This is a genomic window from Anoxybacteroides voinovskiense, from assembly GCF_014196205.1.
GTDB classification, from domain to species: Bacteria; Bacillota; Bacilli; order Bacillales; family Anoxybacillaceae; genus Anoxybacteroides; species Anoxybacteroides voinovskiense.
In genome coordinates this window covers 38,823-59,410 of record NZ_JACIDE010000011.1, presented here as the reverse complement: position 1 = coordinate 59,410, position 20,588 = coordinate 38,823, and the positions used below count along the sequence as shown (strand labels likewise).

23 protein-coding genes and 1 pseudogene are annotated in these 20,588 nt (G+C 44.2%); 6 read left to right on the top strand and 18 right to left on the bottom strand.

All coding sequences use genetic code 11. The features are described from left to right. Positions 1–38 precede the first annotated feature (38 nt). Entirely contained in the window at positions 39–2,750 is a 2,712-nt protein-coding gene (gene acnA, locus GGR02_RS09305; protein WP_183184457.1) for an aconitate hydratase AcnA, read from the bottom strand. Positions 2,751–2,952: 202 nt separating this feature from the next. Here acnA and sspO point away from each other — a divergent pair, with 202 nt between their 5' ends. Then, entirely contained in the window at positions 2,953–3,102 is a 150-nt protein-coding gene (gene sspO / locus GGR02_RS09300) for a small acid-soluble spore protein O (protein ID WP_183184456.1), read from the top strand. A gap of 61 nt (positions 3,103–3,163) precedes the next feature. On the opposite strand, the gene GGR02_RS09295 is transcribed toward sspO, so the two are convergent. Continuing rightward, positions 3,164–3,424 carry a hypothetical protein gene (locus tag GGR02_RS09295; RefSeq protein WP_183184455.1) on the bottom strand — a complete coding sequence of 87 codons (261 nt, stop codon included), beginning with the start codon at positions 3,422–3,424 and terminating at the stop codon, positions 3,164–3,166. 115 nt (positions 3,425–3,539) lie between these two features. On the opposite strand from GGR02_RS09295, the gene GGR02_RS09290 reads away from it, so the two are divergent. Further along, complete coding sequence (locus GGR02_RS09290) at positions 3,540–3,680, top strand: small acid-soluble spore protein P (RefSeq protein WP_183184454.1); 141 nt, start codon at positions 3,540–3,542, stop codon at positions 3,678–3,680. 26 nt (positions 3,681–3,706) lie between these two features. On the opposite strand, the gene GGR02_RS09285 is transcribed toward GGR02_RS09290, so the two are convergent. Further along, a complete protein-coding gene (locus GGR02_RS09285) occupies positions 3,707–4,354 on the bottom strand; it encodes a cell wall hydrolase (RefSeq protein WP_183184453.1) in 648 nt (215 codons plus the stop codon). Between the two features lie 254 nt (positions 4,355–4,608). Here GGR02_RS09285 and GGR02_RS09280 point away from each other — a divergent pair, with 254 nt between their 5' ends. After that, entirely contained in the window at positions 4,609–5,037 is a 429-nt protein-coding gene (locus GGR02_RS09280; RefSeq protein WP_183184452.1) for a DUF2621 domain-containing protein, read from the top strand. A 30-nt stretch (positions 5,038–5,067) separates the two neighbouring features. Here the strand turns inward: GGR02_RS09280 and GGR02_RS09275 are convergent, their stop codons facing one another. The 3 genes from GGR02_RS09275 to GGR02_RS09265 form a co-directional block, all read right to left on the bottom strand. Next, positions 5,068–5,550: a CcdC family protein gene (locus tag GGR02_RS09275; protein ID WP_183184451.1), complete on the bottom strand. Its 483-nt coding sequence runs from the start codon at positions 5,548–5,550 to the stop codon at positions 5,068–5,070. A gap of 63 nt (positions 5,551–5,613) precedes the next feature. Then, positions 5,614–5,973, bottom strand: coding sequence for a response regulator (locus GGR02_RS09270; RefSeq protein WP_183184450.1), 360 nt, complete (start codon positions 5,971–5,973; stop codon positions 5,614–5,616). 120 nt (positions 5,974–6,093) lie between these two features. Continuing rightward, complete coding sequence (locus GGR02_RS09265) at positions 6,094–6,801, bottom strand: cytochrome c biogenesis CcdA family protein (RefSeq protein ID WP_183184449.1); 708 nt, start codon at positions 6,799–6,801, stop codon at positions 6,094–6,096. A 191-nt stretch (positions 6,802–6,992) separates the two neighbouring features. On the opposite strand from GGR02_RS09265, the gene GGR02_RS09260 reads away from it, so the two are divergent. Further along, positions 6,993–7,172: an aspartyl-phosphate phosphatase Spo0E family protein gene (locus GGR02_RS09260; protein ID WP_183184448.1), complete on the top strand. Its 180-nt coding sequence runs from the start codon at positions 6,993–6,995 to the stop codon at positions 7,170–7,172. Between the two features lie 15 nt (positions 7,173–7,187). Here the strand turns inward: GGR02_RS09260 and GGR02_RS09255 are convergent, their stop codons facing one another. The 7 genes and pseudogenes from GGR02_RS09255 to GGR02_RS09230 all read right to left on the bottom strand — a co-directional run bounded on the left by GGR02_RS09255 (position 7,188) and on the right by GGR02_RS09230 (position 13,704). Next, complete coding sequence (locus GGR02_RS09255; RefSeq protein WP_183184447.1) at positions 7,188–8,963, bottom strand: ABC transporter ATP-binding protein; 1,776 nt, start codon at positions 8,961–8,963, stop codon at positions 7,188–7,190. After that, positions 8,948–10,711, bottom strand: coding sequence for an ABC transporter transmembrane domain-containing protein (locus tag GGR02_RS09250; RefSeq protein ID WP_183184446.1), 1,764 nt, complete (start codon positions 10,709–10,711; stop codon positions 8,948–8,950). Before GGR02_RS09250 ends, GGR02_RS09255 begins: the two co-directional genes overlap by 16 nt. 118 nt (positions 10,712–10,829) lie before the next feature. Continuing rightward, positions 10,830–11,042 (bottom strand): YneF family protein, encoded by a 213-nt coding sequence (locus GGR02_RS09245; protein ID WP_183184445.1) that lies wholly within the window; start codon positions 11,040–11,042, stop codon positions 10,830–10,832. A gap of 86 nt (positions 11,043–11,128) precedes the next feature. After that, a complete protein-coding gene (gene sirA / locus GGR02_RS09240) occupies positions 11,129–11,563 on the bottom strand; it encodes a sporulation inhibitor of replication protein SirA (RefSeq protein WP_221210784.1) in 435 nt (144 codons plus the stop codon). Positions 11,564–12,283: 720 nt separating this feature from the next. Further along, positions 12,284–12,442 (bottom strand): annotated as a pseudogene (locus GGR02_RS17900) (IS91 family transposase); the annotation flags it as partial. A 163-nt stretch (positions 12,443–12,605) separates the two neighbouring features. Continuing rightward, the gene (locus GGR02_RS09235) at positions 12,606–12,857 is read right to left on the bottom strand and encodes a hypothetical protein (protein WP_183184443.1); all 252 of its coding nucleotides are present in this window, start codon (positions 12,855–12,857) and stop codon (positions 12,606–12,608) included. Between the two features lie 112 nt (positions 12,858–12,969). Continuing rightward, the gene (locus GGR02_RS09230; protein ID WP_183184442.1) at positions 12,970–13,704 is read right to left on the bottom strand and encodes a DUF6426 family protein; all 735 of its coding nucleotides are present in this window, start codon (positions 13,702–13,704) and stop codon (positions 12,970–12,972) included. Between the two features lie 605 nt (positions 13,705–14,309). Between GGR02_RS09230 and tnpA the strand changes: the two genes are divergently transcribed. Then, positions 14,310–14,678, top strand: coding sequence for an IS66 family insertion sequence element accessory protein TnpA (gene tnpA, locus GGR02_RS17890; RefSeq protein WP_229706041.1), 369 nt, complete (start codon positions 14,310–14,312; stop codon positions 14,676–14,678). Between the two features lie 120 nt (positions 14,679–14,798). On the opposite strand, the gene tkt is transcribed toward tnpA, so the two are convergent. The 4 genes from tkt to yneA form a co-directional block, all read right to left on the bottom strand. After that, positions 14,799–16,802: a transketolase gene (gene tkt / locus GGR02_RS09220; RefSeq protein ID WP_183184441.1), complete on the bottom strand. Its 2,004-nt coding sequence runs from the start codon at positions 16,800–16,802 to the stop codon at positions 14,799–14,801. A gap of 125 nt (positions 16,803–16,927) precedes the next feature. Beyond that, on the bottom strand, positions 16,928–17,158 hold the full coding sequence (locus GGR02_RS09215) for a DUF896 domain-containing protein (RefSeq protein ID WP_183184440.1): 231 nt from the start codon (positions 17,156–17,158) through the stop codon (positions 16,928–16,930). 66 nt (positions 17,159–17,224) lie between these two features. Continuing rightward, positions 17,225–17,869, bottom strand: coding sequence for a YneB family resolvase-like protein (locus tag GGR02_RS09210; protein ID WP_183184439.1), 645 nt, complete (start codon positions 17,867–17,869; stop codon positions 17,225–17,227). A gap of 16 nt (positions 17,870–17,885) precedes the next feature. Then, positions 17,886–18,185, bottom strand: coding sequence for a cell division suppressor protein YneA (gene yneA / locus GGR02_RS09205; protein WP_183184438.1), 300 nt, complete (start codon positions 18,183–18,185; stop codon positions 17,886–17,888). A 153-nt stretch (positions 18,186–18,338) separates the two neighbouring features. Here yneA and lexA point away from each other — a divergent pair, with 153 nt between their 5' ends. Then, the gene (lexA, locus tag GGR02_RS09200) at positions 18,339–18,962 is read left to right on the top strand and encodes a transcriptional repressor LexA (RefSeq protein WP_183184437.1); all 624 of its coding nucleotides are present in this window, start codon (positions 18,339–18,341) and stop codon (positions 18,960–18,962) included. Positions 18,963–19,212: 250 nt separating this feature from the next. Here the strand turns inward: lexA and glnA are convergent, their stop codons facing one another. Beyond that, on the bottom strand, positions 19,213–20,547 hold the full coding sequence (gene glnA, locus GGR02_RS09195; RefSeq protein ID WP_183184436.1) for a type I glutamate--ammonia ligase: 1,335 nt from the start codon (positions 20,545–20,547) through the stop codon (positions 19,213–19,215). Positions 20,548–20,588: the final 41 nt, after the last annotated feature.

Genomic DNA, 20,588 nt, shown 5'->3' with positions numbered 1-20,588 from the left:
CTAACAAAAAGGGTGCCCAACAAGGACACCCTTCTTCATTATTTCTGATGCAATTTTTCGCGCAATACCATTTGTAAAATACCGCCGTGACGGTAGTAGTCAATCTCGACTTCACTATCGAAGCGGACGAGCACTTCAAATTCTTTTTTGTTGCCTGCTTCGTCAGTTGCCGTTACTTTTACATAATCGCGCGGTTTGACGTTTTCATCAATGTGAATTTCGAACGTTTCTTTTCCAGTAAGCCCAAGCGTTTCCGCATTTTCTCCGTCTTTAAACTGAAGCGGCAAGACGCCCATTAAGACGAGGTTCGAGCGGTGGATGCGCTCAAAGCTTTCGGCAATTACCGTTTTAATGCCTAACAAGAATGTCCCTTTTGCCGCCCAGTCGCGAGAGCTTCCCATTCCGTAGTCTTTGCCGGCGATAACGACAAGTCCTGTGCCTTCTTGTTTATATTTCATGCACGCATCGTAAATCGACATTACTTCGCCTGTTGGCCAATAAGTTGTATACCCGCCTTCTGTGCCTGGCGCGATTTGGTTGCGAATACGGATGTTCGCAAACGTTCCGCGCATCATTACTTCGTGGTTGCCGCGGCGAGAACCGTAAGAGTTGAAATCTTTCGGATCGACGCCTTTCGAAATGAGGTATTGGCCTGCTGGCGTGTTTTTGCCGATGGAGCCAGCTGGTGAAATATGGTCGGTTGTCACCGAGTCGCCAAACTTGCCGACGACACGCAAGCCTGTAAGCGGCTGAACTTGGCGAACTTCCGGAGAAAGCCCTTCAAAGAACGGCGGATTTTGAATGTATGTCGAATCCTCGTCCCATTGATAGAGCGGTTCGTCCGTTGTTTCGATGGCGTTCCAACGTGCATTGTCATCGAACACGCGCTCATATTCTTTCCGGAACAGCTCTGGTGTGACGGTTTGTTTCACGACTTCTTTTACTTCTTCTGTCGTCGGCCAAATGTCGTTAAAGTATACGTCATTGTCGTCTTTGTCTTTGCCGATCGGCTCATTTAATAAGTCGATGTCGACCGTGCCAGCTAAAGCGTATGCAACGACAAGCGGCGGCGATGCTAAGTAGTTTCCTTTCACAAGCGGATGGATCCGCCCTTCAAAGTTGCGGTTACCAGAAAGGACGCTTGTGACAAGCAAGTCGTTTTCCGCAATCGCTTTCTCTAATTCAGGTGCAAGTGGTCCTGAGTTTCCAATACATGTCGTACAACCGTAGCCGACGATGTTAAAGCCGATTTGCTCTAAGTACGGAAGCAAGCCAGAATCTTTTAAGTACCCTGTAACGACTTTCGAACCTGGAGCGAGCGATGTTTTTACGTATTTCGGAACTTTTAATCCTTTTTCGACCGCTTTTTTCGCCACTAAACCAGCACCGATTAACACGTATGGGTTCGATGTGTTCGTACAGCTTGTAATGGCGGCAATCGCAATCGCGCCCGTTTTCATTTTCACTTCTTCGCCGTTTAATGTAACGGTCATTTCTTTATCAAGATCCGCTTCTGTCAAGCCGAATCCTTGGTTTCCTTGCGGCGCTTTTACCGCTTCACGGAACGATTCTTTCATTTTCGAAAGCGGAATTAAATCTTGCGGACGTTTTGGACCAGAAAGATTTGCTTCAATATCAGACAAGTTGATTTCCACCACATCTGTAAACACTGGCTCTTCTGCGTCCGGCGTATAGAATAAGCCGTTTGCTTTGCAATATGCTTCGACGACTTGCACATGGTGTTCGTCGCGGCCTGTTAAACGCAAATAGTCAAGCGCCTCTGCATCTACCGGGAAGAAGCCGCACGTTGCCCCGTACTCTGGCGCCATGTTTGCGACCGTCGCACGATCTGCGAGCGGAAGTGTAGCAACACCTGGTCCGAAAAATTCAACGAATTTGCCGACAACGCCTTTTTTCCGAAGCACTTGCGTTACTTTTAGCGCAAGGTCTGTCGCAGTTGTGCCGTTTGGCAATTTGCCTGTTAAGCGAACGCCGACAACTTCTGGCACTGGGAAGTAAGAAGGTTGTCCAAGCATTCCCGCTTCTGCTTCAATTCCACCAACGCCCCAACCAAGTACGCCGATACCGTTAATCATCGTTGTATGGGAGTCTGTACCGACGAGCGTGTCTGGGAACGCTTCATATTCGCCGTTCTCTCCTTCTACCGCATGCACAACGTTTGCTAAATATTCTAAGTTCACTTGGTGAACGATTCCTGTTGCTGGCGGAACTGCGCGGTAGTTGTTAAACGCTTTTTGCGCCCATTTCAAAAACTTGTAGCGCTCTGCGTTGCGCTCAAATTCTAAGTTCATGTTGTACTCAAGCGCATCGTCTGTTCCTGCTTTATCGACTTGCACCGAGTGGTCAATGACAAGGTCAACCGGAATTTCTGGATTGATTTCGTACGGATCTCCGCCGATATCCGCCATTGCTTTACGCATCGAAGCTAAGTCAACGACTGCAGGCACACCTGTAAAGTCTTGTAAAATGACACGGGACGGCTTAAATGGAACATCGATGTCTTTTACTTCCGGTGTTCCCCATTTTGCCAAGTTTTCGACATGCTCTTTCGTAATGACGCGGCCGTCTACTTGGCGAAGAACGGACTCCAACAACACTTTAATCGAATAAGGCAGACGAGAAACGTTGCCGACTCCCGCTTCTTCAAGCGCTTGCAAACGGTAGTAGTTGTATTTTTTCCCGTTTACGTCAAATGAAGCGCGGGCGTTAAATACATCTTGCTTTGCCATATGTATACCCCCTCAGTTCATACTATACTACTTTTCCGCCCATTCGTCGAAAAAATAGTACGAATTCTCCCAAAACCCGTAAAATTGGTACGCTTTTATCTTATTATAAGCCACTATGAATTGTAAATAATTATTCCCTCGTTTCTTACGCAAAAGAATAAATTTTCCTTGCTGCCGCAAACTACTAGCGGGGGTGAAACAAATGGGAAAACGAAAAGCAAACCACGTCATTCCAGGGATGAACGCAGCAAGCGCTCAAGGAATGGGGGCCGGCTATAACGAAGAGTTTGCAAACGAACCGTTAACAGAGGCGCAGCGGCAAAATAACAAAAAAAGAAAAAAGAATCAATAATGCTCCTCCAAATTGTCTTAACCGACCGTGTGAAAAGGGAATGTCAAGTGACATTCCCTTTTCATTGCAGCCCATTCACTTCATTGACAATCCCTTGCAAATCTTGGCGGAATTGCTCAAGCCGTATACGTTGCGTTTCGGAGGCGACTTCCATCGCGTTGTTAATTTGTTCAAACGCTTCGTTTACTTCTTGTTTTAAATGCTTTAGCTGGCTTCCATAATCCGCTTGATCGCGCACTAAATGATCGTACCATTCCTTCGCTTCCATCGTCCCTTTTTCCGCTGCTTGGAACGCTTCTTGTTTATCTTTATGATACGGCATATTCTTTCCCTCCTTCTGCTTTCGTATTTCTTATCGTGTCAAATCGCTAGAAATTTATACGATGAATAAAGAAAAAGCGATGTTGCCATTCTAATAACAGAAGGAGGCGGAGACGATGACAAACAAAAACACAAGCAAAGATATGCGAAAAAACGCACCGAAAGAAAGTGGTCAACCAGAGCCGCTAGACGGATCGAAAAAAGTGAAAAACCATAACCACACCCGGCAAAAGCACAATTCAAGCCATGATATGTAAAAAAGAGGATGACTCCATCCTCTTTTTTATCTAGCAAACACATGGTGACCAATTCGGATTGTCACAGGTCTTGACAACATCCATTTGTCTTTCGTCACCGCTGGATTGTAAAAATATAACGAGTGACGTTGATCCGTCGGAAAGAGCGCTAACGCCCGATCGACCGCTGCATAGTCTTGTTTTGTTGGTTGAATGCTTGCTAATTTCCCTGTTCGCACAGGAACAAAGGCATAGCCAGCGTTTGTTTTTTGATAGATAACACCTTTAATTGTATTTGGAAAGGCAGGGTTTTTGACACGATTCAAAATTACAAGCGCAACTTCTACTTTTCCTGCGAACGGTTCGCTAAACCCCGTTTCCGCCTGAACAATTTGCGCTAAAAGCTTCCGTTCTTCGGCAGTAATGCTTACTTTCGAATTTGTTTTTCCTACTGTTGTTTTCGCCGTTACAGGTACTTTTAACGTTTCGCCGACAACAAGTCGGTCGTTCGCTCGTTTGTTTAACGTTTTTAAAGCGGTGATTGTCGTTTTATATTTTTGGGCAATTTTATAAAAAGAGTCTCCTTGCTGCACCTTGTAATATGTATACGAGGTTGCTGCACTGCCCTCATGTGTAGTAAACGTTACGACCATACAGCAAACTACTGCGAGTGTTGCAAAAAATTTTTTTACCATTGGTTCCTCCTCATAGTTGCTTTTTGGCTCCCGTTCGCATTTACTAGATTAGCATGTTTCGAGAAGTGAATCACTGGTTTTCATTCCCTTTCAGAGAAAATAACTTTTCGCCATCCATTGATATATAAGGCTTCTGCGCTTTTCTTTACAGTTATATTACAGTTTCGTAACAGACGGAAAAAAACCGTGATTCTTGCCAAAACTCGCGATTTTCGCGATAATGAGTCATAGAATGGACTCATAGAGGTGGGAAGATGTTAACAGGTTGGTTTCTTTGGTTTATTTTGTTTTGGGTTGTCTTTTTGTTCGTCACGATGTCGATTGGCGGCTTTTTTATGTTCCGAAAGTTTTTAAAGCGGCTACCGAAAGCGGATGGAAAATCAGAGCTTGATTGGCAAGAATATTACATTACACAAACGCGGCATTTATGGGGAGCGGAGGAAAAGGCGCTACTTGAAGAGTTAGTCAAGCCGGTGCCAGAATTATTTCGCGATGTCGCCCGGCAAAAAATCGCCGGAAAAATTGGCGAACTTGCGCTGAACGAGCAAGCGACAGCGATTACGAAAGATTTGGTCATCCGCGGCTATATTATCGCAACCCCAAAACGCGACCATAAATTTTTAGTCAAAGCATTGAACGAACAACAAATTGATCTTACGCCATATAAACATTTATTAAGCTAAAACAAAAAGATGGGAAACCCCATCTTTTTGTTATGTTAGCCGAATGGTCGGGTCATATTTCAATTGTCTTTCTAAACGCTTATACGAAACGTACATCGCAGCACGCCACGGAACGATCATCGCAAACGCCAATAAATAAAACATTCCGCTGAGCTGATGATAATCAATCGTTCTCCCTAAATATGATTTTAATGCTAAGCGAATGATAATAAGCCCTACTAAAATCCAAACGAATGCTTTCGAGCGCTTTAAATAGATATGGTTATCACGAATTTCAAATTTCGATGTTTTAATGAGAAAAATCGAGAAAAAAGCGCCGAGCACAATCGCTTCTAGAAGCTCTGCCCGCGTCACACGAAAGAGCGGGTCTAAAAACATGAGTGAGCCAGTGCTCATAAAAAGCGGTGGCAAAATAATTTTTTTCGCATTCGTCGGCTTTTTTGCTGCTTTCATACGTACAAATAAAATAAGAAAAGCCATTATTACTGCTATAACCGAACTTACAATTGCCAACGGTAATCATCCTTTGCTGCTAAATTTTGTAGTCTTATTATATAGGAACCGTCTTCTCTATTTCTACATTAATGCTCGAGAAAGCGCTTCGATTACGCGGCTTTCTTCAAACGGTTTGACAATAAAATCAGCGGCGCCTGCTTCGATCGCTTCGACAACCATTTTTTGCTGTCCCATTGCAGAACACATAATAATTTTCGCGTGCGGATCGAGCTTTTTAATCGCCTTCACCGCTTCGATGCCGTTCATCACTGGCATTGTAATATCTAATGTCACGACGTCCGGTTGCAACGACCGGTACAGTTCCACCGCCTCTTTCCCATTCTCCCCTTCTCCAACAATTTCATGATTGGCTTTTTTTAAAATGTTCGATAACGTCATTCGCATAAATTTAGCATCATCAACAATCAACACTTTTGCCATACTCATCCCCCTATTACATCCAATCCGCATAACGGGTTAACAGTCCTAAGCAACAATGTAGCGAATCTAATAGAATTTTTCAACTTAAATATAGTGACAATAAATGATCCATTTTGACAATTAAAATCCGCTGAATCCACCAAAAATGCTTGTTGCATAGACAATAATTTTCGTCATCCAATCAAAGAAAAGAACAACCCCCATCACAATCATCACATATCCGCCAATTTTGGTGATTTTCACATGATGGCGGCGAATCCATTGCATTTTTCCTAAGAAAAAAGACAAAATGAAAAATGGAACAGCAAATCCGAGCGAATATGCTGCCATATATAGCATTCCGGACCCTGGATTTGTCGCAGCTAGCGCAATGACCGATACTAAAATCGGCCCAGTACACGGAGTCCACCCTGCCGCAAACGCCATCCCAATCAAAATAGAACCAATATACCCTGACGGACGGCTACGAAACGACACGCGGTGATCTTTCATTAAAAAGCTAGGTTTAAATACCCCGACAATGACAAAACCGAAAAAAATGATAAGAATTGCACCGATTTGTCGAATAAAATTTTGATATTGTTTAAACCATTCGCCGATGAGCGATGTACCGAAACCAATCGAAATAAAAATAAGCGAAAAGCCAAGCAAAAAAAAGAGCGTATGTAATAAGCTGCGCTTTTGCAGCATCGCCTGCTCTGACTGTAACTCGCCGACCGATACCCCGGTAATGTACGATAAAAACGCGGGGTAAAGCGGCAAACAGCACGGGGAAATAAACGATAAAAAGCCGGCGCCAAACGCTAAAAACAGATTGATGTCTGCCATCCATTCCAACTCCTAATTCCGTTTTTTTTTATTTTATCAAAAAAGGAGTTTTCTTGTTAGTTTTTGCGTTGTAAATGAGAAAAAATTAATTTTTCCCTTTTGAATTTATTACCAAAATCGTATATAATACGTGCATAACGTATATTACTGTCAACCGATACCGACTTCTATAGAGAAAGGATTTGTTTTCCGTGTCAAAACAAGAAATGCTCCAGCTCATCGAAAAAAAGCGAAGTGAATTAATGGAAGTCGTCGCAAAAAGCGGGCTGAACGCCGCGATTACGATTCAATTAAGCCAAGAGCTCGATTTGCTGTTAAATCAATATAACGAATATATGAAAAAGGCGAAACGCCTCTCCTCACACCAGTAGAAGCGAGGCGCTCCTTTAGACGCAATTTTCGACATCGAGTTGCCCGTTTTGCAACATGTACATGCTATAATACAGCCCTCTTTGTGCTAATAGTTGTTGATGGGTTCCTCTTTCGACAATTTCCCCGCGATGAAGTACGAGTATTTGATTGGCATCTTGAATGGTAGACAAGCGGTGGGCGATAGCAATTGTTGTCCTCCCTTTCCGCATGTTGTTCAACGCCTGTTGAATCGCCTCTTCTGTTTCTGTATCAATATGCGCAGTCGCTTCATCTAACACTAATATTTTCGGATTGCACGCTAACGTGCGGGCAAAGGCAATCAGTTGGCGCTGACCGCTCGAAAATGCGGCGCCACGTTCGACGACGAGATGGTCATATTGTTTCGGCAATTTCTCGATCATTTCATGCGCCTGCACGAGGCGTGCAGCTTCTACGATTTGTTCGTCCGTCAACTGCTTATACATGCGAATATTGTCGCGAATCGTTCCGTAAAACAAAAACGGGTCTTGTAACACTAAACCGATGTTTTTCCGCAGTTCTGCGTTGGAATAGTCGCGAATCGAAATTCCATCGATGAGAATGTCGCCGCGGTCAAATTCATAAAACCGCATAAGCAAATTGACAATGGAACTTTTCCCGCTTCCTGTATGCCCAACGAGCGCCACTGTTTCTCCTGGCTGAACGGTAAACGAAATGTTTTTGAGCACGTCTTGTTTTCCATCGTACGAGAAACTCACGTTACGAAACTCAATTTTTCCTTTGGCAATCGCTGCGGAAGACGCTTCTGCTTTCGGCGCCAATTCGGTCAGATCAAGAAACGCAAACAGACGTGATCCAGAGATAATCGCTTGCTGGTAAAACGAAAGGCGCATCATCATTTGATTAATCGGCTCAAAAAGGCGCTCTAAATAATTGACGAAGGCATAAAGCACCCCGACTTTCACCGGGCTTTCTAGCGCGGACAATCCAAAAAAGCTAAGGACAACCATAATGGCCACCACATACACAACATCGATCGCTGGGCGCAGCAACAGTCCATCCAACTTCATGTTTTTCACCCCTGCCCGGTAGTGAAGGTCATTAATTTTGGCAAATTCTTTCCGCAGCCGTTCTTCTTGCCGAAAAACTTGAATAATTGCCATCCCTTGTAGCGATTCGTTCAGTTTGGCGTTTAGCTCGCTTAGTCGTTCACGCATATCTTTATAAAATATCGAGCTATAATGACGATACGTTTGAATGAGCCACCAAATGACCGGCAACAGAAAAAGGCAATAAAAGGCAAGCTTCACATCTAAGAAAAACATCGCCACAAAAATGCCGCACACAAATACCCCATTTTGCACAAAGCTTGCAAGCACTTCCACAAACATCTCTTTAATCGCTTCCGTGTCATTTGTGACGCGCGACACGATGCTTCCGCCTGGCGTTTTGTCAAAGTAACGCATACTAAGCGCATGCATTTTCGTAAATACATCGATGCGTAGTTGTTGAATGACGCGTAACGCAATTTCTTGAAACTTGACAAGCTGAAAATACGTGACAACCGCTTTTATCATAATTGTTCCGATGTAAATTGTAGCGATGACAATCAGTGGGCGAATGGCAAGGTGGCGCGGGATTAAATAGTCATCAATAAACACTTTGACGAGATACGGTCCGACAAGTTCAAGAGCCGTCGCCGTGATTAACAAGAAAAAAGCAAGTGTGACCGTACGCTTCTCGTTTTTCATATAGGAAAGCAACCGCCGTAATATTTGGCGCTGTTCTTTCGCTGTTAATGGCTGTTCCATTTTCCCCCTCCTTGCTCGACTAGCGATTCTAGCTGCTGGCGTTCGTACATGTCGCGATACCAGCCCTTTTCCTTCATTAACGTTTCATGCGTTCCTGTTTGGATGATTTTCCCGTTATCTAATACGATAATCAAATCGGCATGCTGGATGGCGCTTAACCGATGGGACGTAATGATTGTCGTTTTTCCTTTTCGTTTTTCTTTTAATGATGTTAAAATTTGTTCTTCCGTCTTCGCATCGACAGCCGAAAGCGAATCATCTAATAGTAATACTTCCGGATCTAGCAAAAGCGCGCGGGCAATGGAAATGCGCTGCTTTTGTCCGCCCGAAAGCGAAACGCCACGTTCGCCAACGATCGTATCATACTCGTCTGCAAACTGAGCGATATCGTCATGAATGTGGGCGAGTTTTGCAGCATTCATCACTTCATCGTCCGATGCATTTGGCATCGAAAAGGCAATGTTTTCTTTGACGGTAGCGGAAAATAAAAAATGATCTTGCGGTACGTAGCCGATGGCCGCACGTAGCGCGGAAAGCGCATAATCGCTAATTTCATGCTCCCCAAATCGAATGCTGCCGTTGTATTCGCTATACTCCCGCACGAATAGCTTTAATAACGTCGTCTTTCCAGCCCCCGTCTTTCCGACAATACCTAGCGTTTCTCCACGTTTTAACGTAAACTGAATATGTTGCAGGGCGAAAGCAGCATCATTCGGATACGTAAATCGCTCTACCGCGTACGTAATATCGCCGCTTGGTGTGGTCTCGATTGCTTGCTCGGATTCTTTCACTCTTTGTTCTTCTAGCAATTGACGCACACGATCGTACGAAGCGCGCCCTCGTTCGACGATGTTAAACAGCCAGCCAAACGCAAGCATCGGCCAAATGAGCAACCCTAAATACGTCGTAAACGAGACGAGTTCGCCAATCGTCAGTTCTCCAGTTAACACCATTTTCGCACCAAAGGTGATCGCTAAGAAAAACGACACACCAACAACGAGAGAAATCGTCGGATCAAAGAGGGCATCTACTTTCGCCACCGCGATATTTTCTTTTACTACTTCCGCCGATTTTTTTCGAAATGATTCCATATCTTCTTTCTCATAGCCAAACGCCTTGATTACTTTAATGCCGCTCACGCTTTCTTGCACTTTATCATTTAACGAAGAAAACGCTTCTTGTGCTTTTAAAAACCGTTGGTGCACCATCGTTCCGTAACGGCTTGTCGCAAACGCCATCACCGGCATTGGAAGCAAGCTAATCAAGGTCAATTTCCAGCTAATCGTCGTCGCCATCGTCGCTAAGACGAAGCCGCCGAGTGAGAGGGAGTCGACAAGCGTTAGCACTCCTGTGCCTGCCGTTTGTTGAATCGCCTGCAAATCATTCGTGGCATGTGCCATTAAATCACCGATTCGTTTTCGTTGGTAAAACGATGGGGGCATTTTCGTAAAATGGGTATACAATTCATTGCGAAGTTGCCTAGAAAGCTTTGCTGCCGCACCAAAAATGCAAACGCGCCAAAAATAGCGAAGCACATACAATAATATGGCAACAACAAGTAGCACCACCAACCATGTTCCAAGAACACCAATCGTAACATTTCCATTTTTTATACGATCGACCATAAGACCAATGACTTTCGGCGGGACTAACTCTAATAAAGCAACAATCATTAATAAACAGATGCCTGTGATATATGCTTTTTTCTCTTGGCGGAAAAACCAAAACAAATCGAGAAAAACCTTCATTCTCTCTCCCCTTCTGTCCAAACTCCAATATAGGTAACACGTTACATAATTATAGCAAAAATATACATTTTTTTAAAAAAAAAACAAAAAGACACTCCGCAGAGTGCCTGTCCATCGTTTATTTGAGCTGATTGTTCATCGCTTTCATCATTTGATTGATTTTCTTTTGGGATGGCGTCATTCCCATTTGCATCATCATCATGCGAATCATTTGTTCGTTAATTGGCGGGTTTTTCTTTAAATAGTTCATCATCGTTTTACGGGCAATGAAAAATCCTAGCGCTACTCCAGCGGCAAGCGCTAGAATGCCAACGAGAATCGTTGTCCACATACTACTTTTCCTCCTTCATGTTGTCTATCTAACAGTGTACTAAACAATGCGCTATTATACAATATTTCCCCGTAAAAATCTTTTATTTACGCAAATTTTCTTTCGTCCGCCACTGGTAGAAGCCATTGATAATGATGAAAATAAAGATCTACCGCGAAAAAGAATGGTGAGATATGGGAAAACGTTTGGAAAATTCGTTCGGTTAACGATGGATAGTCACAAACAAGTAACAGCCGGCGCTTTTGTACGATAATAAGCGCTTCTTCGTTCTTTTCGCGCAGCACAAACATATTTCGCTCTAGATTTTTTTCAACTGTTCCGACAAAATGCTCTTTCAGCCCGAGCTCTAGCCGTGAAAACGAAAGTCTCTCTGTAATAAACTCAATTTGCTTGCGACAAATGCTTTTTAACATTGGCTGATATTGATATTCCCGCAACAATTGTACAATTTTCTCCGCTTGATCGTAATAGCTATACGCTACGTCGTCATGAAATAAATAAATCCAATAACGCGCCACCATTCGTCCCCCATTCCCCTTTTTCTCTATTATAGAAAAAGAGAAAAGAAAAAGATGTCTATTGATGAAGAAAAAAACCTCTAGTTTTGTCGAAAAAAGAAAAGCGGAGAACGATCCTTGGCGAAGCCAAGGAAACATCCGACGGAAGCGCATGCTTTCGACGAGACGTGCCTCGCACGTCGACGGAGAAAGCAAACGCGGAGGAGGATGTTAGTTCGCAGCTAGACAAAGAAAAGCGGAGGCGACTGCCCAGCTGCGACGGGGCGAATGTTCTTCCCCCGGAGAGGTGCTCGCCACCTCGAGGGGGAAGGTTATTTGACCCCCGAGCAGCTAGGAGCCGCAGCTAGACATGAAAAGCGGAGAACGATCCTTGGCGAAGCCAAGGAAGCATCCGACAGGCGCGCACGCTTTCGACGAAACGTGCCACGCACGTCGACGGAGAAAGCACACGCGACCGAGGATGCTAGTTCGCAGCTAGACACGAAAAGCGGAAGCGACTGTCCAGCTCTCGAAGCCAAGCGATAAGAAAAACTGGGCATAGCCCGATCCTTTTTTGTTTAGTGAATATCCGATAACTTGTACTCTATGCCATGTACCCCTTTATAATACTCAGGGTACATTTCTCCTCCACAATGTTCACAGGAAAACATAGGGGAAGTGGTTGGGTCACCGTTATCCATTAAATCGAAGTCCCTAACTACACATAAAGGAATTTCTTCTTTTTCATGACACACTAAACAAACATAGCTGACGCCCTGTTTCTTGGACTGGTTTCGATTGACTTTTTTCTTCTTTTTCTTTCCTTTTTTGCGGTGTTTTGATACCGGTGAGATCGTTCATCACCCTCTCTAAATAAGCCTTTGTTGTTCGACATATCCTAACGCTTGGCGATTATCCAATACCTCTCCCTCGCTTCCGTTGATTTGACAACAGCATAACAAACCTTCGCTTATTCATAGTCATTCTTTCCTGTTCGAAATTTAAAAAAGATAACAAAAAATGCGCAAATACACACCTCTCGCTGCCCTGTAGACAAATACGATGTTTACTGATGATTGTTAAGAAAAGAAAACAAGCCTACAAACAAAAAAATTCCCCCTAGCGTTTTATAAGTGCTTATATATTCTTTTAACATTTGCAAATATTCTTGAGAATCCACAGATCCCCCCATGGATCGAACCCACGATGAAGCAAAACGACTCCCTAATTCAGGACTATTTAACATTAACCACAATCCGATGAGAGAAAGAACGAGTGAAACAAACTTCATTTTGTTTGGGCTTTTTAAAATATTCATTTTGCATCCCCCTTTTTAACTATCCGTTATGCTTAAACGAAACACAAAAACAGAAGCAAGTTCCATCAGGAAACTTGCTTCAATATTTCTATAAATAACAGAACACAGAACATTACTCATAGTAATAAAAACATACCCCTACAGGCTTAGCAGCATATCCATACCCTACTTTAGAATCCCATCCAATAAGTGGGTCGTACCAAACTTCAAAGTTATAAACTTTGTAATACGGTCTAGCTATTATGGTATAGGTTTTTCCTGCTGGAACTTGAATTTGATAAGTGTCTGTAACTTCATAAGATTTTGTTACGTTAAATCCCAACGCTGCCGAAACTGTTTCAGCGCTTATATTTGTGTTCGATGACCATGTGGCAGAAACCCCTTGTTTTATAGACATGGTAGCTGTTGATGGTCCTTTAAAAGTAGATTGTCTTATTACTTCTGTTCCGCATGCTTCACTAGTAGTAATGTTTTTTAGATAATAACCCGTTCCTAATTGCGGAGTCACCACAGAACGATCCCCTGGAAGGGATGATTCTTGTGCTTGAGTGTATGCGATTGAAACCCCAACTAGTTTTTTCCCTTTTGGTCCAGGAACAGAAGTTTCTAATCTTTTAAGAAATTCTAGGTCTGTTATTTCAACCACCTTGTTCCCGCTTTGAGATACGACCACACTCGATTCTTTCGCTCTATCTAAAAACCCATTTAATGTCACATTCGTCTTGCTACTGAGTGAACATCCTGCATTTGAAGTCCCTTCTTCGGCAGAAGCGATGATACTGCCACCCAGCAACAGACCAAAAACTAACGAAAAAGAAAGGATTGATTTGAGAAGATCTTTTATCATTATAACCTCTCTCCAATTACAAAAATTATGTCCTCCAAAAGCAGCCAAGCAACGCGATCTGCCCACTATCTCTAAGCGCGAAACATTTTGACGGCAACTATTCGCCCCCTTTTTTTAACCTTTATTTTACAATTAGATTATATTTCGCCTTTACTAAAATTGTCAATAAAAATTTGAATTGTTTGTTTTTTTGTGTCACATAAGGTAAGATTTTTAAGCTTTATCGAGTTGTTTTTTTTAGATCCTTTGCCTAATCACCGTCGAATAGTTCTTTTGTTTGTTTTGCTTGAATATCAAGTGTATTGGTGTGCTTAATGCAAAATAAAAGTAGCGCATTGTGCAAGATAAAAGTTTAATAGTTTGCAAAATAAAAAATCATTGTCAGCACTCCTCTCCCACCACTAACCTTCTAATTGGACAAAAAGTACAGTTAGAAGGGGAAGAAAGGATACTTACAATGATTCAACAACATCATATCAAAGTAAGAGTCAAATTCTCCCCACCTAGTTTTGCCCCTATATCCATGCCATAATTTCTTTAGAAATCTTAATTAAAGGAGTTTTGGTATGGATAAAAACGAATTGTGACAGGAGTGGGAACAGCGCATTGCCTCCTACCGAGCAAGTGGGCTTACACAAGCCACATGGTGTGAAAGGAATGGGGGAAAGATCCATCAGCTGAAGTACTGGACCAAACGAATCGAAGGTTCCAACGCTACACCCCCCTCTACAAAATGGGCTTCCGTTGTCATGGTAGATCCGTCGAGCAACAACAATGATGGCTCTATTCAAGTGAAGATCGATGAATGTTCGATCGAGGTAAAGCAAGGGTTTCATCCTTTGCTTCTTGCCGATGTAGTGAAGGTGTTGAAAACGTTAGGTCATACGTTTATTAGCACAGATGTTAAAACAAGAAGAAGATCTGAGTACTGCGACAGAAGCTTTAACGCAAACGCTACAAAATGGGTGCCATGATCCTGACAGCATTCTTACGACTTGGTATCGTCTAACGGGACAAATCCCGTAACCAGTTGAGATTGGGTCAGCCCCAATCTCAACAGTCTGAAAGCCGCCCATTTTAGGGCAGCTTTTCGCTTATTTATTCAATAGCGCTTTGACGCGTTGGACGACGTTGTCAACGGTAAAGCCGTATTCTTCCATAATTTTTTCGCCTGGTGCAGAGGCACCGAAGCGGTCGATGGCTAAAATGTCGCCTTCATCGCCTGTATAGCGCTCCCAGCCGAGCGATGCAGCCATTTCGATCGCTAAACGTTTTTTCACATGCGGCGGCAACACTTGCTCTTTGTAATCTTGCGGCTGCTGTTCGAACCGATCCCACGATGGCATGCTGACGACAGAAACGTGAATGCCTTCGTTTGCTAACGCTTTTTGCGCTTCAACCGCAAGGCTTACTTCTGAACCGGATGCCAAAAGCAATGCTTCTGGGGTTCCTTCTGCTTCCGATACAACATACGCCCCTTTTTTCACTCCTTCATAAGCGCGCTCCGCTGTTGTCGCAAGCGTTGGCAAGTTTTGTCTTGTCAACACAAGCGCCGTCGGACGGTCAGTCGATTCGACCGCTAAGCGCCATGCTGCCGCTGTTTCGTTACCATCTGCCGGACGAATCACTGATAAGTTCGGCATTGCACGCAACGATGGCAATTGCTCAATCGGCTCATGCGTTGGTCCGTCTTCGCCAACTGCGATGCTGTCATGCGTCAGTACATACGTTACTGGCAAGCCCATTAACGCCGCTAACCGAATGGCTGGACGCAAATAGTCGGAAAAGACAAAGAACGTACCACCAAATACTTTCACACCACCATGAAGCGCCATACCGTTCATTGCCGCGCCCATCGCAAACTCGCGCACACCAAACCAAATGTTGCGGCCTTCGTAGCTTTCTGGCATAAAATTGCCTGCTCCTTTAATGAGCGTTTTGTTAGAGCCGGCAAGGTCAGCAGAACCGCCGATGAAATACGGTACGGCTTTCGCAATGGCGTTGAGCACTTCACCTGAAGAAGCACGCGTCGCTAAACTTTTTCCTTCTGGATACACTGGGATATTTGCTTCCCATCCTTCTGGGAGCTTTCCTTCGATTGCAAGCTCTAGCTGGTGAGCAAGCTCCGGATAGGCTTGTTTATAAGCGGCAAACAACTCGTTCCATTCCGCTTCTTTTTTCGCGCCAGCTTCTTGCACGACTTGACGGAAATGGGCATATACTTCTTCCGGTACGTAAAAATCTTCCTCAAACGTCCATTTGTACGCTTCTTTTGTTCGCTTTAGCTCGTCTGCCCCAAGCGGCGCCCCGTGAACGTCAGAAGTCCCTGCTTTGCTCGGTGAACCGTAGCCAATCGTCGTTTTTACTTCGATTAATGTTGGGCGCTCTAAGTCTTTTTGTGCTTCCGCAATCGCTGCGGCAATTTCCTCGATATTATTTCCGTCTTCCACACGCAAATATTGCCAGCCGTACGCTTGGAAACGTTGACCGACGTTTTCCGAAAACGAAAGATGTAATTCCCCATCAAGGGAAATGTCATTTGAATCATATAACACAATTAAGCGACCAAGCTTTAAATGCCCTGCTAACGACGCTGCTTCCGAAGCGACTCCTTCCATTAAATCGCCATCGCCGCAAATGGCATATGTGTAGTGGTTCACGATTTCAAAGTTCTCTTTGTTATATGTAGCAGCTAAATGACGCTCTGCCATCGCCATTCCGACTGCCATCGCGATTCCTTGACCAAGCGGACCTGTCGTCGCTTCTACTCCTGGTGTATGACCGTATTCAGGGTGACCAGGTGTTTTGCTTCCCCATTGACGGAACTGCTTAATGTCTTCCATGGACACCTCATACCCGCTTAAATGGAGCAAGCTGTATAAAAGCATCGAACCGTGTCCTGCCGACAAAACAAAACGGTCGCGGTTAAACCATGCTGGATTGTTCGGGTTATGGTTCATAAATTTTGTCCAAAGCGTATACGCCATCGGTGCTGCCCCCATCGGCATGCCAGGATGGCCGGAATTCGCTTTTTCAATGGCATCAATCGACAACGTTCGAATCGTCGTAATTGCCAATTGGTCAATCGTCTGTGACATATGTATCCATCCTTTCGTTTCATTCTATCATCTCTATCATATAGAAAGTGAGGAAAAAAGTACAACTTTTCTTTCAAAAAAAGAAAGCATCCGCTTATTAGAATGCTTTCTTTTTGTCACAATTATTAATGTAGCCGATTTTTTTTGCTTTCTTTTAGTTTTTTAGGCGTCACATCGTTTCCGTTTGCGTCGATCACCGTTACGGAATGAAGCGTATCGACCATCGCTTGGCGAAAGGCACGGACGTATTCCGTGCGGAGCTTTGTCTGTTCGGCTCGTTCAGCTTCCGTTAACCCTATCGTTTTTGCTTTTTTCGCCAATTCGTTGATGCGAGCAATTTTTTCTGCTGGTAACATCTTTCCACCTAATTTCTTCTCAAGTTTTACGCCTTTATGTTACTAGAGAAGCAGGAAATTAGCAACCTACTCGCCTTGACGGACGTATTCTTGGTAGCGGCGATGGACGGTCGCTTTCGATACATCGTAACCAAACCCACGGAGCGTAGCAGCGATTTCCGCAAATGTCAGTCCGTTATGGCGAAGGCGAACGATTTCTTCGACCGGAAGTTCTATTCGCTCCCGTCCGGCATGCTCGCCGACGTTTTTTAAATTTCGTTCCGGCCGATAGCCGCGTTCGACTGCTTTTTGCATGCCGCGCTTAATTTTTAAGTTATGTATTTTCCGCTGGTATTCTTCGACGATGCTTAAAATGTTTAATACCATCGAATCGGCTTCCGACAGCTGCATTTCGCCGTTATGGGTGACGGTATATACCTTTGCCCCTTCTTTTTGAATGCAATGCAATAAAGCAATTCGTGCGTTTCCTCGCCCGAGCCGCGTTTCATCTTGAATTAAAACGGCATCGATTTTTTCTTCTTTTAACGCATCCAACAACTCGAGCACCCCTTCGCGCTCGATGTCGTAGCCGCTTGCCTGCTCCATAATCGTCTTCACGACACAAAACCCGTATTGTTGAGCGAGGTGTTCAAGCTCTTCTCGCTGCCGCTCTAGCGACGTTTCCTGTTCTTCTTTTGTCGTGCTCACGCGGCAATAAATAATTGCGTTCATCCCACCATCTCCATCGCTATTTATTCATAGCAAGCATATCGTCCGCCTCTGATTTTAACACAGGGATGACGAGCTTTTCACCTGCGACGATTTTTTCGTTTGGCAAATGGTTGACGTCCATGACCCAATCAATAAATTCGTTTGTAGAAAGATGGTGCGAAGTATCGTATTTATTCGCCAAGTCCCAAAGCGTATCGCCAGGCGCTACTGTAATTTCGACATATTTTTCTTTTTCGACTGGGTCGCTTGCATATACAAACCCTGCCAGTAGTAAAAACGATAAACAAGAAAATACAAGGTAATGAACAAGTTTCATCCAACATCCCCCTCGATCAGAATGTTTGTTCGCTTTTTGTTTTTTATTATAGACAGAACATTTGTTTGTGTCAACCCGTTTTTCGAACTTATGTTTGTATTTCGTTGTTTCCCATGCTATAATGAGGAAAACGATGCGTAAGAGGTGTGTACTATGTCCAAACTTTCCAAACGCCAACAGCAAATTTTAGAGTTCATCAAAGCGGAAGTGAAGTCAAAAGGATATCCTCCATCCGTCCGCGAAATTGGCGAAGCAGTCGGACTTGCCTCTAGCTCCACGGTGCACGGACATTTAGCGCGACTAGAAAGCAAAGGATACATTCGTCGCGACCCGACGAAACCGCGTGCGATTGAAATTTTAGATCCGGAGTTCGTTTCTTTCGCTCAACCGAGCCACGTCGTTAACGTTCCAATCATCGGGAAAGTGACCGCTGGACAGCCGATTACAGCGGTAGAAAACGTCGAAGACTATTTCCCGCTTCCAGAACGATTTGCCCCGTCTGGGGAACAAGTGTTTATGCTTGAAGTGATGGGCGATAGCATGATTGAAGCGGGCATATTGGACGGGGACTATGTTATTGTGCGCCAACAGCCATTTGCTAATAACGGAGATATTGTCGTCGCAATGACGGAAGAAAATGAGGCAACCGTGAAGCGTTTTTTTAAAGAGCAAGGGCATTTCCGCTTGCAGCCGGAAAATCCACATATGGAGCCAATTATTGTACAAGATGTTACGATTCTTGGAAAGGTCATCGGCGTTTATCGTATGATCCATTAAGAAAAGCGCAAAGCGCCCGCCTATCGGCGAAGATCGCACAAGCCCCACCGAGGAGGCTCAGCCAAAGCAAAGCTTTGGCTTGCGTGGGATATTTCAAGGAAGCGAACTCAATATGTCGCCGCCGAAAGAAGAGGCGGAGCGCATCACACCGATGGCGCTTGGAGCTAGACAACGCTCCGCCTAATCGTAAAATTTTATACTTTCTTACCTTATAAAAAAGCTATCTCGCTAGCGAGATAGCTTTTTTGTTTTAATATAACGACATGTATTGATCGCGTTCCCATTGATGAACAGCGGTGCGGAACATATCCCATTCGATTTCTTTCGCTTCGATGAAATGTTCAAATAAGTGTTTGCCTAATGCGTTCACGATGACTTCGTCTGATTTTAAGTTTTCAAGCGCTTCTGCCAATGTCGATGGCAAATCAACGATGCCTTCTTCTAGGCGCTCTTCTTTTGTCATCACGTAAATGTTACGGTCGACTGGCGCTGGCGGCGTCATTTTATTTTTAATGCCGTCCAATCCTGCCGCAAGCAAGACAGCCATTGCTAAATATGGGTTCGCTGCTGGGTCGACGCTGCGCACTTCGATTCGCGTACTCATGCCGCGCGATGCTGGAATGCGGATGAGTGGACTGCGGTTTCGCGCTGACCAAGCGACATAACAAGGCGCTTCGTATCCTGGAACAAGGCGCTTATATGAGTTGACTGTCGGGTTTGTTACTGCCGTAAAGTTTGGCGCATGTTTTAACACGCCGGCAATAAATTGGCGAGCAACGTCGCTTAATTGCAAATCACCGTTTGGATCAAAGAAGGCATTTTCGTTGTTTCTAAAGAGCGACAAGTTGCAGTGCATTCCGGAACCGTTGACACCGAATAGCGGTTTTGGCATAAAGGTCGCATGCAAGCCGTGTTTGCGCGCAACGGTTTTGACGACAAGTTTAAACGTTTGAATGTCGTCACACGCTTTTACCGCGTTTGCATATTTAAAGTCGATTTCATGCTGGCCTGGTGCGACTTCATGGTGGGATGCTTCGATTTCAAACCCCATTTCTTCTAGCTCTAGAACGATGTCGCGGCGGCAGTTTTCCCCTAAATCGGTCGGCGCTAAGTCGAAATAACCGCCGTTGTCATTTAACTCAAGCGTCGGATTGCCTTTTTCATCTAGCTTAAATAAGAAAAATTCTGGCTCTGGCCCAAGGTTAAACGCCGTAAAGCCAAGCGTTTCCATTTCTTTAAGCATCCGCTTTAAGTTGTAGCGCGGGCAGCCTTCAAATGGCGTACCGTCCGGATTGTAAATGTCACAAATAAAGCGGGCTACTTTCCCTTTTTCTGCTGTCCACGGGAAAATAACGAACGTGTCTAAGTCTGGATATAAATACATATCCGACTCTTCGATGCGGACAAACCCTTCGATGGAAGAGCCGTCAAACATAATTTTGTTGTCTAGCGCTTTTTCCAGTTGGCTAATTGGAATTTCAACGTTTTTAATCGTGCCAAGAATATCCGTAAATTGCAGGCGGATGTACTTGACGTTCTCTTCCTTGACAATGCGGACAATATCCTCTCTCGTATACTTCGCCATTAAAAACCCTCCCAATTTGTTAAAAAGTTTTATATGAAAAA